The sequence below is a fragment of the Pararhizobium qamdonense genome (genome assembly GCF_029277445.1).
In the GTDB taxonomy this organism is placed as follows: Bacteria; Pseudomonadota; Alphaproteobacteria; order Rhizobiales; family Rhizobiaceae; genus Pararhizobium; species Pararhizobium qamdonense.
The window spans coordinates 1,853,116-1,866,853 of the sequence record NZ_CP119566.1 but is presented as its reverse complement, the minus strand read 5'-3'; the positions used below and the strand labels follow the sequence as shown (position 1 = coordinate 1,866,853).

Here is a 13,738-nt window from a genome sequence, read left to right as displayed (position 1 = left end):
CATGGCACTGCATTTTACGCAGGACGAATTTTCGGCGCGGCTGGAACGGCTGACGGCCAAGATGAAGGAAGAGAAGCTTGCGGCCATGCTGCTGTTTGCGCAGGAAAGCATGTACTGGCTGACGGGCTACGACACGTTCGGCTACTGCTTCTTCCAGACGCTGGTGGTCAAGGCCGACGGCTCGATGGTCCTGCTTACCCGTTCGGCCGATCTGCGCCAGGCCAAGCATACATCCAATATCGAGCGCGTCGAGGTCTGGGTCGACCGGGTCAATGCCGATCCGACGATGGACCTGAAGAACCTGCTCAGCGATCTCGACCTGCTGGGTGCGCGCATCGGCATCGAATATGACACCCATGGCATGACCGGCCGCATTGCCCGGTTGCTGGACCAGCAGCTGACGAGCTTCGGCGAACTGGTCGACGCCTCGCTGCTCGTCAGCCGCCTGCGCCTGGTCAAGAGCGCCGCCGAGATCGTCTATGTCGAACAGGCCGCAAGCCTAGCCGACGACGCGCTGGATGCGGCTATTCCGCTGATCCATGCCGGCGGCAGCGAAGCCGCCATTCTGGCCGCAATGCAAGGGGCGGTTTTTGCCGGCGGCGGCGATTATCCGGCCAATGAATTCATCATCGGCTCCGGCGCCGACGCGCTGCTCTGCCGCTACAAGGCGGGCCGCCGTACTTTGGACCCGCAGGACCAGCTGACGCTGGAATGGGCGGGTGTCAGCGCACACTATCATGCCGCGATGATGCGCACGGTCGTGATCGGCGAGCCGACCAACCGCCACCGCGAACTCTACAGCGCCTGCCGCGACACCATCCAGGCCATCGAAATGGTCCTTCGCCCCGGCAATACGTTCGGTACCGTGTTCGACGTGCATTCCAAGATCATGGACGAGCGCGGCCTGACCCGGCACCGGCTGAACGCCTGCGGCTATTCGCTCGGCGCCCGCTTCTCGCCGTCCTGGATGGAGCACCAGATGTTCCACATGGGCAATCCCCAGGAGATCGCGCCTGACATGTCGCTGTTCGTCCACATGATCATCATGGATTCTGACAGCGGCACGGCGATGACGCTCGGCCAGACCTACCTGACGACGGACGGCGCGCCAAAGGCGTTGTCGCGCTATGGGCTGGACTTCATCTCTGCTTAGGAAAATTGATCTATCGTCCTTGTGAACGGCGGAAAGGAGGTGGGGGCCTTCAGGCATTCCGTCATCGAAGAACCGGACGGTAGGACGATGCACAAGCTGATCATGCTTTTTGCGAGCCTTGGAATGATTGCAGCCCTGACGGGCTGCAACAGCATGGATGACCTGACCCCGCAGGTCGATGTCGGCGCCGGCACGTTCACATCGCCGCCGGTCAACCAGGCCGATCTCGATTCCATGCAGACGGTCGATGTCGCGCCGCAGGCCTCGACACCCGTCCAGAGCACGCAGCTCGCAGCCCCAGAACGCGGTGCACCTGAACAGGAAAGCTTTTCGGAAGGCCCGAGCGGCACGGTGATGGCGCAGGGCGATACCGATTATACCGACCCGGCGGGTTCGCTGGAGGCGCAGGCCAACCGCCTGCAGCAAGGCCAGATCCCGGTCCAGGAACGGCAGGTCTCGCGCCGCCAGGCCATTGAGCCCGCAGACACCGATGACCAGGATACCGCCGTCCGCGAACAGCCAAGCGAACAGCAGGCGACGGAGCAGGAACCGCAGGAACAGCCGCCGCAGAAGTCTGCGGCCATCGCCCCTGCGGCAACCGCCGGCACCATCCGCTTCCTGCCGATCATCGGCGCTCCGGTCGAGGTCGTGACCCCGCTCTCCAAACAGCTGGGCGCCGAGGCGCGCTCGCACGGCCTGACGATCAAGGCCGCATCCGACACCAGCAGCCAGCATATCCTGAAAGGTTACTTCTCTGCGCTGAACGATGGCGGCAAGACAACAGTCGTCTATGTCTGGGATGTGCTCGACGGCTCCGGCAACCGGCTGCACCGTATCCAGGGCCAGGACACGGTGAACGCGACCGCCCCCAATCTCTGGTCGGTCGTGCCAGCGCAGACGATGCAGTCGATCGCCACAAAGACTATCAACGAATATATGAGCTGGCGCGACGCCAACGCCGGGTAGGCGCGCTGGCGACGCCGGAACGGCGCGCTGGCGACGCCGGAACGGCGCGCTGGCGACGCCGGAACGGCGCGCTGGCGACGCCGGTTGGGCTTGCAGCCTGTGGGAGAATCCGCGCTTCGAGGCGAAATGTTCCCAGTTCGACACGTTTGGGCAAATCTTTTTAGGATAAACTACGCTGCAACGCGGCAATGCTCTTGCATTCAAAGTCAAGGACGTTATGAAGCGCGCATAAGCTTGGGACGATCGAGACCCCGGCTGGCTTACGGAATTGCGCGGACGAAAAACCCGCGCCAGCACAGGCGGACCATCGATGAAGGTTTTCGCAGGCAACTCGAACCGGCTCCTGGCCGAAGCGATCTGCAATTATCTCAACCTGCCCCTGGGCAAAGCAACCGTCAGACGGTTTGCCGACCAGGAAATTTTCGTGGAAATACAGGAAAACGTGCGCGGCGAGGATGTCTTCCTCGTCCAGTCGACCTCGTTTCCGACCAATGACCACCTGATGGAACTGCTGATCATGATCGACGCCATGCGCCGGTCCTCAGCCCGCCGCATCACGGCCGTCATTCCCTATTTCGGCTATGCCCGCCAGGACCGCAAACCCGGTCCGCGCACGCCGATCTCGGCCAAGCTGGTGGCCAACCTGATCACCGAGGCCGGTGCCGACCGCGTCCTGACGCTCGACCTGCATGCCGGTCAGATCCAGGGCTTCTTCGATATCCCGACCGACAACCTCTACGCCGTGCCGATCCTGTCGCGCGACGTCAAGGAAAACTACAATCTTGAAAACGTCATGGTCGTTTCGCCCGACGTCGGCGGCGTGGTCCGCGCAAGGGCGCTGGCCAAGCGTCTCGACTGCCAGCTCGCCATCGTTGACAAGCGCCGCGAGCGCGCCGGTGAATCCGAAGTCATGAACGTGATTGGTGATGTCACCGGCAAGGACTGTCTGCTGATCGACGATATCGTCGATTCCGGCGGAACGCTCTGCAATGCCGCCGAGGCCCTGTTGAAGAACGGCGCGACCAGCGTCACGGCCTATATCACCCACGGCGTCCTGTCCGGCGGTGCCGTGGCCCGCGTGACCTCGTCGAAGCTGAAGGAACTGGTGATCACCGACTCGATCCAGCCGACCACGGCGGTTCAGTCGGCCCACAATATCCGCGTCATCTCGACCGCCAGCCTGATCGGCGAAGCGATCAACCGCACCAGCCAAGAAGAATCGGTTTCCAGCCTGTTCGATTGATCCGCTGATCAACTTGATGGGCGGCCAGACCAGACGCTTGGACCGCCCTATGCCCGTTTGACGATCGGAATGGCGCAGGCCTCACCGCCGGCAAACAGCTTTGAGCGGGTGAGAAACCGCCGTTCGCGGCCATTATCGAGCGAGAACATCCCGCCCCTTCCCGGCACGACGTCGATGATCAGCTGGGTATGTTTCCAGACCTCGAACTGGCTGGCGCTGATATAGACGGGCACGCCGCCAATCTCCCCCAGCTTGATGTCGTTATCGCCGACGATGTAATCATCGGCCGGATAACACATCGGCGACGACCCGTCGCAACAGCCACCGGACTGATGAAACAGCACGTCGGGATGATCCTGCTGGATTTCCTTGATGAAGGCGAGCGCTGCATCGGTGGCCAGCACCCGCGGTTCGCCGTTGATCGTGTCGGTCATGCGCTTACCCTCCCCTTGAGGGGGAGGGTCGGCGCGAAGCGGCGGGGTGGGGTGACCCGGCCGCGCATACGGTCATCCAGAGCGGCGCTTTCATCGGCAGCCATCTCCTTTCCTTGGAGAAATAATGCGTGGGGGCAATGTTCGGCGCGAGCCGATTGATCACCCCCACCCGCAGCTTCGCTGCGACCTCCCCCCTCAAGGGGGAGGTCAAGCGGCATCAAAAGAAGCCCAGCGCTTTCGGGCTGTAGCTCACCAGCATGTTCTTGGTCTGCTGGTAGTGGTCGAGCATCATCTTGTGGGTTTCGCGGCCGATGCCGGATTGCTTGTAGCCGCCGAAGGCAGCGCCGGCCGGATAGGCGTGGTAGCAATTGGTCCAGACGCGGCCGGCCTGGATGTTGCGGCCGAAATTGTAGCAGCGGTTGGCATCGCGGCTCCACACGCCGGACCCCAGGCCATAGAGCGTGTCGTTGGCGATTTCCAAAGCTTCCTCGTCGGTCTTGAAGGTCGTCACCGACACGACCGGCCCGAAGATTTCTTCCTGGAACACCCGCATCTTGTTATGGCCCTTGAACACCGTCGGCTTGACATAGAAGCCGCCGGAAAGCTCGCCGTCCAGCGTGTTGCGCTCGCCGCCGATCAGAACTTCGGCACCTTCCTGACGGCCGATATCCATATAGGACATGATCTTTTCCAGCTGTTCGCTGGAGGCCTGGGCGCCGATCATCGTCGACATATCCAGCGGATTGCCCTGCTTGATGGCGGCGACGCGCTTGATCGCCTTTTCCATGAAGCGGTCGTAGATCTTCTCATGGACCAGCGCGCGGCTGGGGCATGTGCAGACTTCGCCCTGGTTCAGCGCGAACATCGCAAAGCCTTCAAGCGCTTTGTCGAGATAATCGTCATCCTCGCGCATGACGTCTTCAAAGAAGATGTTCGGCGACTTGCCGCCGAGTTCCAGCGTGACCGGGATGAGGTTCTGGCTGGCATATTGCATGATCAGCCGGCCGGTGGAGGTTTCACCGGTGAAGGCCACCTTGTTGATGCGCGGGTTGGTGGCAAGCGGTTTGCCGGCTTCGAGACCAAACCCGTTGACGATGTTGAGCACGCCAGGCGGCAACAGGTCGCCCACCAGTTCGATCCACACGAGGATCGATGCCGGCGTCTGTTCCGCGGGCTTCAGGATGACGCAATTGCCAGCCGCCAGTGCCGGAGCCAGCTTCCATGCGGCCATCAGGATCGGGAAATTCCAGGGAATGATCTGGCCGACGACGCCGAGCGGCTCATGGAAATGATAGGCGACCGTGTCGTGGTCGATCTCGCCGATCGTGCCTTCCTGGGCGCGGACACAGGAGGCGAAATAGCGGAAATGGTCGATGGCGAGCGGCATGTCGGCGGCCATGGTTTCGCGCAGCGGCTTGCCGTTGTCCCAGGTCTCGGCCTTGGCCAGAAGCTCGATATTGTCTTCCATCCGCTGGGCGATCTTCATCAGGATATTGGCGCGCTCTGTCGAGGACGTGCGGCCCCATTTTTCCTTGGCGGCATGGGCGGCATCCAGCGCCAGCTCGATATCGGCAGCCTCAGATCGGGCGATCTGGCACAACACGCCGCCGGTGACCGGGGTGGTGTTGTCGAAATAGCGGCCGCTGACGGGTTCGCGCCAATCACCACCGATATAGTTGCCATATTTCTGCTTGAACGGGTTCTCGACAATCTTTTGATGCAACATGTGATTTCTCCTCCTGAACAGACTCCAACATCTGCTGGCAAGGAAGGTGCGCCAGAATGCCTGGAACGCGTAGAGCCACCCTGCCCGCGCAGGCTGCCAAGTGTTTCAGATGTGCGACAGGTGAATGGCAGCAAACATGCTGCAGCGCGGCAAACAGCGCCACGCCGCACACATCCTCGTCAATTGACGGAGAGCTTCTTCATTTTCCGGTATAGCGTCGCCCGGCTGATCCCCAGCGTATCGGCAGCCAGAGACACATTTCCCTGCGCCCGCGACAGAACGCGGCGAAGGGCGGCGCGTTCGGCGTCGAGAAGGTCCTCGCCCTGCCCCACCGCCGTCTCGTTGAGGAGATCGGCGGCCGGGACGCCGTTGGCAATGCGCCGGTCGTCGAGGTTGAGCTTCAACCGGGCTGCGCGGGTCGCACCCAGCACAAGATCGTCGCGGTCGACAGCGATCATCGCCGGCGTGCTTTTGCCGTCGGCCGGTACCAGAAGGATGCGTGCGCCGTTGAAGGCGCGGTGGAACAGGTTGGCCTCGATGCGGGCTGCGGCATCGCGCACGGCCTGCGACAACAGCAGCATCGCCATTTCCCCGGCATCGTCGCGGCAGGTGGAAATATCGATGGCGGCGGCGACGCGTCCGAGATGATCGCGGATCGGCGCGGTCACACAGGAAAGCCCGGTATTGCAGCTGAGAAAATGCTGGTCGCGCTGGATCACGACGGCGCGCTCGTCGGCGATCGCCGTGCCGATGCCGTTGGTGCCGACGCTGGCCTCGCTCCACACGGTGCCCGACCAGAGGCCAAGCCCGCGAAAATCGTGGTCGTCTCCCGGTGCGCCGCGGCGCTCCAGTGCAATGCCGTTTTCGTCGGTCAGGAGCAGGCAGCATCCAGCCTTGCCCACAGTCGAAAACAGCCGGTCCAGCTCGCCCTGCGCTTCCTCGATCAGATGCCCTGATTTTTCGCGCGCAGCCCGGAACTCCTGTTCCGATAGTCTGAGCGGCGAGCGGGCATCCTCGGGCGAAAGCCCGTGCACGGTCAGGCAACGGCGCCAGGACGCGGCAACCGGCGAACTGGCGGCTGCCGATACGTGATGCGCAACGGCTTGAACATGGTCTGAATGTTTCATCGGCTCTCCTCCCTGAGGGCAGACGCAAACCTCATCATAGATGCAAAGGCAGCAATATCAAGGTTCGATGACAGGCGTCCAGTTGAACAAAGGTCAAAGACGCGTCAGGACCCGATGACCGGCGGTGCAAGGTCCATGCTATTGCACGAATATGACGATATGATAGGCAAATCGTCTGATCGAAATTCCCGCATCCAGCATGGTCCCCGCGCAATGTTACGTGACTTCTCCCTTCAGAGCCTGTTCATGGGCCTGCTTACCGCGTTTGTCGGCTTTGCCAGTTCCTTTGCCGTCGTGCTGCACGGACTGACCGGCGTTGGCGCAAGCGAGGCGCAGGCGGCATCTGGCCTGATGGCGCTGTCGGTGGCGATGGGCGTGTGCGCGATCGTGCTCAGCCTTGCCACGCGCATGCCGGTCTCCATTGCCTGGTCGACGCCGGGCGGTGCATTGCTCGCAAGTTCCGGCACTGTTGCCGGCGGCTTCAACACGGCAGTCGGCGGCTTCCTGATCTGCGGCGCACTGATCGTCGTTGCCGGCCTGTGGAAACCGCTGGGCCGGGCCGTTGCCGCAATCCCCGCGGCTCTCGCCAATGCGATGCTGGCGGGGGTGCTGATCGGGCTGTGCTTTGCGCCGGTCAAGGCCATCGCGTTCAATCCGCTGTTCGGCCTGCCGATCGTGCTCGCCTGGGCCGTCGTCGGCAGCATCAACCGGCTCTTTGCCGTGCCCGCCGCCCTTCTCGCTTTCATTCTGGTTCTGGCCTTCGGGGTCGAGATGCCGGCCGATGCGATGACGCGGCTTTCGGCAACGCTCGTGCCGCATATCGAATGGGTCACGCCGGCGTTTACGGTCGCGGGCCTCGTCAGCATCGGCCTGCCGCTGTTCATCGTCACCATGGCCTCCCAGAATATTCCGGGCATTGCCGTGTTGAAGGTCAACGGCTACGAGCCGCAGCCGGGGCCGCTCTTTGCCGCGACCGGCCTCTTTTCGGTTCTGAGCGCGCCGTTCGGCGGCCATGCCGTCAATCTGGCAGCAATCACCGCTGCCATGTGCGCGGGCGAAGACGCACATCGCGATCCGGCCCGGCGTTACTGGTCGGCAATCGTTGCCGGTGCCGGTTATATCGTCTTCGGACTTCTGGCGGCGACGGTGACGGCCTTTGTCAGCCTTGCGCCGCCGGTCCTGATCCAGGCCGTCGCAGGCCTTGCCCTGATCAGCGCCTTTGCCGGATCGGCCATGGCCGCCTTCAAGGAGGCAGACGGCCGCGAGGCCGCCGCCGTGACATTTCTGGTCACCGCATCCGGGGTCAGTTTCGCAGGCGTCTCCGGCGCATTCTGGGGTTTGCTGGCGGGGGGACTGATGCTGGCTCTCGCCCGCTTCACCAAATCACGCAGACGCTGACAGGCCTCAGGCCGCTTCGGACTGCCCGCCGCGCACTGCGTCATCATCCGCTGCCACCGGGGCTGCAAGCACCGGCGGCGTATTGTTGACGACATGATCGATGGCGCTCAGCGGCATCGGCTTTCCAAACAGATATCCCTGCACCTGCAGGCAGCCTTCGCTGCGCAGGAAATCCATATGTTCCTCGTTCTCCACCCCTTCCGCCAGCACCGGGATGTCCAGGCTCTGAGCGAGAATGATGGTCGAGCGGACGATCGCAGCCGATTGCCGGTTGCTGGTGACGCCATCGATGAAGGCGCGGTCGATCTTGATCTTGTCGAACGGGAAGTTCTGCAGGGTCGAGAGCGACGAATAGCCGGTTCCATAGTCGTCCATGGCGATCTTGACGCCGAGCAGCTTCAGCTGACGGATGATGTGAAGCGCATGCTGCTGGTCGGCGATGATGCCGGATTCGGTGATTTCCAGTTCGAGACGGCCAGCATCGAGCCCGGTTTCCTTCAGGATTTCGCTGACACGGGTGGGGAAATTCGTATCGGCCAGCTGCGCGGGTGCGACATTAACGGCGATCTTGATCGGATTATCCCAGGACGCCGCCTGACGGCAGGCATTCAAAATCACCCAGTCACCGAGTTCGTGGATGAAGCCGTTCTTCTCGGCGATTGGGATGAACTCCATCGGCGGCACCATGCCGCGCACCGGATGTTTCCAGCGCAACAGCACTTCGAACCCGATGACGTCGCGCGTCAGCGAGTTATTCTGATATTGATAATAGAGTTCGAATTCGTTGCGTTCGATCCCCTGGCGCATATCCATGGCCAGCACGCTGCGGCTGCGGGCCGCATCGTCCATCGAAGGCTCGTAGAACCGGATCGAGTTCGAGCCGGCCGCCTTGGCGCGGTACATGGCAAGATCCGCCTGCGCCAAAAGCTCTTCCGGCGTGCGGGCATTGACGGGAAACAGCGAGATGCCGACGCTGGTCCCGACCAGAAGCGTCGTGCCTTGCCATTCGACGGGCTTGCCGATCTCGGCAACCAACCGCGCGGCAAATGCCTTGGCATCGCTTTTCATGAAGAAATTGGACGTCAGCGCCACGAACTCGTCGCCGCCGATGCGGGCGACATATTCGCCGTCCCCCAGAACCTTGGCCATCCGTCCGGAAATCGTCCGCAAAACCGCATCGCCGGCCGCATGCCCGTGGACGTCGTTGACATCCTTGAACCGGTCCAGATCGAAGGACAGCACCGCAACGCGGGCCGTATCGTCCTTCTGCCGCCGGATGATGTCGTCCAGATGTTCGCCGAAGGCAACCCGGTTCGGCAGGGCCGTCAGCGGATCGTGCAGCGACAGGTGGCGGAAACGTTCGGCAGCCAGATGGCTGGAATGCAGGTCGATAATATAGGTCGAGGCGCCAAGGCCAAGCATCAGGCACATCATCGCCATGACCATGATGATCAGCAGATTGTCGGGGATGAGAGCCGCCGAGGGCTGGATCATCGGATCGGGAATGATGGTGATGGCCGCCATGCCGGTGAAATGCATGCTGACGATCGCAAGAATAAGCGCAATGGCGCCGCCATATTTGCAAAACCGCGTGACCGGGCGCGCAACCCGGCTGGTGGCCAGGGCACCGAAACCGACGCCCAGCAGAATGGACGCGGCATAATAGGTGAAATCCCATTCCACCCGCCCGCCGATCTGATAGGCCATCATGCCCATGTAATGCATGATGGCGATGCCGGCACCGACGATTGCGCCGCCCAGCTCGATGGCCGGACCCGTCTTGCGCATGGCCGTGACCGAAAAGCCCAATGTCGTGATGACGATCGCAGCACCCAGCGATACCAGGGTCAAGATCGGCTCGTAAGCATGCGGCAGCGAGGGCCTGAAGCTCAGCATGGCGATGAAATGTGTCGTCCAGATCGTCGAGCCGCCAATGGTTCCGCCCAGAAACAGCCAGTTCAGCTTCTGCACGCCGACCGTGCGCCGGACACGGGCAAACAGCCGCATGGTCAAGACAGAGCCGAGAATGCAGACGAGAGTTGCAAGCGCCAGCAGACCGTAATGATGGTCAATGGCGATGCAGGAGAGGACCTTGATCATGGAACACCTGATTTAAACGTGGGCGCAATCTGCCATGCAAGAATAAAAAGAGATTAACATCGCGTGTTTTCATTGATTCGACGGTTATCAAGTTCTGTAGGGTATCACGCTCCGCGTGCAGGTCGAGTTGCAATGCTACCTTTGGGCGGGTTTTCAAACGAATTCTCCGTTTGTGCCGCAAAACCCGGCTTTACTTGCAATTGCGGGCGTTCTCGGTTATGGACGCGCGTCCGCGCAGACACCCTTGGAGGCAAACGCGGATGAGACGGTCAAACGTCTCGGTTCATCCTGTCTTTGTAAATTGCCGGATGAGCTCTCCAAAAACACCAGAAAGGTTAAGACCATGAGCCACGCATCCTATGAGCTCAAGGCCGAAACGCGCGAACGGGTTGGTAAGGGGTCCTCCCGTGAACTTCGCCGCAACGGTCTTATTCCTGCAGTCATCTATGGTGACAAGCAGGCTCCGATTTCCATCGCCCTCTCCACGAAGGAAGTCACCAAGAAGATTCACGCCGGTGGTTTCATGACCACCATCGCCACGATCGACGTTGGCGGCGAGAAGATCCGCGTCCTGCCGAAGGACTACCAGCTGGATCCGGTCCGTGACTTCACCATGCATGTCGACTTCCTTCGCGTTTCGAAGGGCAGCGTCGTTACCGTTGAAGTTCCGGTTCACTTCGTCAACGAAGAAAAGTCCCCGGGCATCAAGATCGGCGGCGTTCTGAACATCGTTCGTCACGAAGTCGAACTGGTTGTTCCGGCCGACGACATTCCGGAGTTCCTGACGGCAGACCTGTCGGGCCTGAAGATCGGCGACGGCATCCACATCTCGAACATCACGCTGCCTGAAAACGCGACACCGGTTATCGCCGACCGCGACTTCACGATTGCGACGATCGCGCAGCCGGCTGGCGGGACGTCGGAAGAAGAAGAAGAAGCACCCGCTTCCGAATAAGGATTCCGGCCTGACGGCCTGGATTTCAAGCCCGCTTCACCCGGTGAAGCGGGCTTTTTGCTGCCAAAGGCACTAGCGGCCGCCCAAGGGCGTCCTTCCGCTCGCTTATTTTCGTCTCAAGGTTTCAACAACATTTAAGATTTTCGTGATGTGTTGTCCGCTGGGGGATTGCCCGGCTTCAGTGTACGAGAATCCTAATGAGACTTGAAAGTGGTGACACAACCGGGGGCATCGCGTGATGCACTCTGTTGAAAATCGTTTTATTGCGATCGTCTGCGGTGCGATGCTTGTCTTCATCGCGCCCTTGATCGTGCTGTTTTTGACCCTGTCGTCGGAACGTGTGGCGCGTGAAAGCCTGCAGAACACGCAGGTTCTCATGGAGGCCGGTGCGCAGGCGCTTGCCAAGCCGCTGTGGGATTTCGATACGGATGGTGTCGAGCAGATTGTAAAATCGCTGATCGGCGATGCCGCCATCATGTCCGTCAAGGTCAAAGACAGTTCCCACTCGATTTCCGTCACGCTGCCGAAAGGTCCCGTGGATGCCAGCCTGCCGCACACGGTTCTGACCAGGGACATTCTCTATAATTCGCAGGACGGCCAAAAATCCGTCGGCACTCTGGAACTCTGGGTCGCCACGCCGGGCCTTTTGTCGCGTTTCAGCAAGGATGAGCTGAGCATCTTCTTCATACTGATCGTCGCCGTCGCCATCGTCTTTGCGGCGGCCATCCTCGGCAACCGGCTGACCGTCATCCGGCCGCTGATGCGGCTGACGGCAGCCATCGAGGCCACGCGCCGGCTCGGCTCGCGCCATCATGTCGATTGGACCTCGGACGACGAGATGGGCACGCTCGCCCATAATTTCAACGAGATGCAGAGCAAGCTCGAGCGCGAGGAAACCGAGCTGAAGCTTGCCCATAGCCGCGCCACCGACATCTACAATCTCACCCCTTCCATGCTGTTTTCGCTGGATCCGGCCAATTGCCTGACTGCCGTCAGCGACTACTGGCTGACCGCCACCGGCTATGCCCGCGCCGACGTCATCGGCCGCGTCTTTACCGATTTTGTCGACGAGCATTGGCACGAAACCTACCGGGCACGCCGCCGCAACGGCAACACCCACCATGCCAATATCTGCGAAGTCACCGTTCCGTTCATCAGGGCGGACGGCGAAACCATGACCGTTCTTATCCTTGAGATGAAAAGTGCGGCGAGCGGCGAGCGCGGCGGCCTGTCCCTCTCCGTCATGACCGACGTGACCGAACTGAAGCAGGCCGAAAGCCGCAACCACGCGCAGGCGATCACCGATCACCTGACCGGCCTTCTCAACCGCCAGGGTTTTGAAGCCGCCCTCGACGAGGGCATCCATCAGGCCGACGAGACCATGGTGCAGCTCGCCTGCCTGTTCATCGATCTCGACCGTTTCAAATGGATCAACGACAATTTCGGCCATGCTGCCGGCGATGAAGTGCTGCGCCAGGTGGTTGCCCGTATCCGCACCACGCTGCGCCCCGGCGATACGATGTCGAGGCTCGGCGGCGACGAATTTGCCATCCTGGTCAGCGCCGAGGATGTCGGGGCGCTGGCAAGCGAAATCGGCGACCGCATCTGCGCCAGCCTGCGCCAGCCGATCCTGGTCGAGGGTGCCGAGCTTTCGGTCAGCGCCAGCGTCGGCATCGCGCTCTATCCGGATCACGCCGCAAACGCGGCGGAACTGCTGTTGAAATCCGACATGGCCATGTATGCGCGCAAGCGCGACGGCAAGAACGGCATGCTGCTCTTTGATACCAGCATGCTCGACACCGCCCGCGAACGTCATGAAATGGAACAGAATATCGAGGCCGGCCTCAAGGAAGACTGGTTCGAAGCCTATCTGCAGCCGATCGTCAGCCTCAGCGATGGCCGCATTGCAGGCTTTGAGGCGCTGATGCGCTTGAACCACCCGGAAAAGGGCATATTGCCGCCTGCCAAGATTATCGGCATTGCCGAGGAAACCGGTTCGATCGCCCGCATCGGCGAGCGCGTGCTGGAAAAGGCGATCAGCCACCTCGCCCGCCTGACGAAGCTGGAGGGAACGGAGACAACCTATCTCGCCGTCAACTTCTCGCCGCTGCAGTTCGAAGAGACCTTGCCGCACAAGCTGGCGGCGCTGCTGCTCAAGCATCATATCTCGCCCGCCCGCATCGTCATCGAAATCACCGAAGCAGTCTTGATGCTCGACAATCCCGATGTGCATGCCGTGCTGAAGCAGCTCAGCGAATTCGGCTGCCGTATCGCGCTCGACGATTTCGGCACCGGCTATTCGTCGCTGAGCTATCTCAACCGGTTCCCGGTCGATATCGTCAAGGTCGATCAGTCCTTCACCCGCTCCCTGACGACCGGGACGGCCGATGTGCGCCGCAAGAGCCGCATGCTGATCAAGGGCATCCGGACGATTTCCCACCAGATGGGCTGCACCGTGGTGGCCGAAGGCATCGAGACCAAGGAGCAGTGGGAACTGCTGCGCAAGCTCGGCCTCGACTATGGCCAAGGCTATCTCTTCAGCCGGCCGATGCCGATCGAGAACATGCTGCTGATGCTGGAAATGGAATCGGAAGCAAAGGCCACCAGCCTCGCATGACGATCATGACGGGAGAACG

General features: G+C 61.4%; 10 protein-coding genes. 6 read left to right on the top strand and 4 right to left on the bottom strand.

All coding sequences use genetic code 11. The annotated features are described in order from the left end of the window. The first annotated feature begins 1 nt into the window (after position 1). From PYR65_RS09015 to PYR65_RS09005, 3 genes are all read left to right on the top strand, one after another. Positions 2-1,153: a M24 family metallopeptidase gene (locus tag PYR65_RS09015; protein ID WP_276120727.1), complete on the top strand. Its 1,152-nt coding sequence runs from the start codon at positions 2-4 to the stop codon at positions 1,151-1,153. A gap of 87 nt (positions 1,154-1,240) precedes the next feature. Next, complete coding sequence (locus PYR65_RS09010; protein WP_276120726.1) at positions 1,241-2,119, top strand: hypothetical protein; 879 nt, start codon at positions 1,241-1,243, stop codon at positions 2,117-2,119. A 310-nt stretch (positions 2,120-2,429) separates the two neighbouring features. Next, complete coding sequence (locus PYR65_RS09005; protein WP_060638931.1) at positions 2,430-3,362, top strand: ribose-phosphate pyrophosphokinase; 933 nt, start codon at positions 2,430-2,432, stop codon at positions 3,360-3,362. 47 nt (positions 3,363-3,409) lie between these two features. Here PYR65_RS09005 and PYR65_RS09000 read toward each other — a convergent pair whose 3' ends face one another. From PYR65_RS09000 to PYR65_RS08990, 3 genes are all read right to left on the bottom strand, one after another. After that, entirely contained in the window at positions 3,410-3,796 is a 387-nt protein-coding gene (locus tag PYR65_RS09000; RefSeq protein ID WP_060638930.1) for a DUF779 domain-containing protein, read from the bottom strand. A gap of 217 nt (positions 3,797-4,013) precedes the next feature. Next, entirely contained in the window at positions 4,014-5,522 is a 1,509-nt protein-coding gene (gene adh, locus PYR65_RS08995) for an aldehyde dehydrogenase (RefSeq protein WP_276120725.1), read from the bottom strand. A 179-nt stretch (positions 5,523-5,701) separates the two neighbouring features. Beyond that, entirely contained in the window at positions 5,702-6,649 is a 948-nt protein-coding gene (locus PYR65_RS08990) for a helix-turn-helix domain-containing protein (protein ID WP_276120724.1), read from the bottom strand. Positions 6,650-6,862: 213 nt separating this feature from the next. On the opposite strand from PYR65_RS08990, the gene PYR65_RS08985 reads away from it, so the two are divergent. Beyond that, on the top strand, positions 6,863-8,047 hold the full coding sequence (locus PYR65_RS08985) for a benzoate/H(+) symporter BenE family transporter (RefSeq protein WP_276120723.1): 1,185 nt from the start codon (positions 6,863-6,865) through the stop codon (positions 8,045-8,047). Between the two features lie 6 nt (positions 8,048-8,053). Here PYR65_RS08985 and PYR65_RS08980 read toward each other — a convergent pair whose 3' ends face one another. Beyond that, complete coding sequence (locus PYR65_RS08980; protein ID WP_276120722.1) at positions 8,054-10,147, bottom strand: putative bifunctional diguanylate cyclase/phosphodiesterase; 2,094 nt, start codon at positions 10,145-10,147, stop codon at positions 8,054-8,056. 343 nt (positions 10,148-10,490) lie between these two features. Between PYR65_RS08980 and PYR65_RS08975 the strand changes: the two genes are divergently transcribed. Continuing rightward, a complete protein-coding gene (locus PYR65_RS08975) occupies positions 10,491-11,102 on the top strand; it encodes a 50S ribosomal protein L25/general stress protein Ctc (RefSeq protein ID WP_276120721.1) in 612 nt (203 codons plus the stop codon). 235 nt (positions 11,103-11,337) lie between these two features. Then, positions 11,338-13,719: a putative bifunctional diguanylate cyclase/phosphodiesterase gene (locus PYR65_RS08970; protein ID WP_276120720.1), complete on the top strand. Its 2,382-nt coding sequence runs from the start codon at positions 11,338-11,340 to the stop codon at positions 13,717-13,719. The last annotated feature ends 19 nt before the right edge of the window (positions 13,720-13,738 follow it).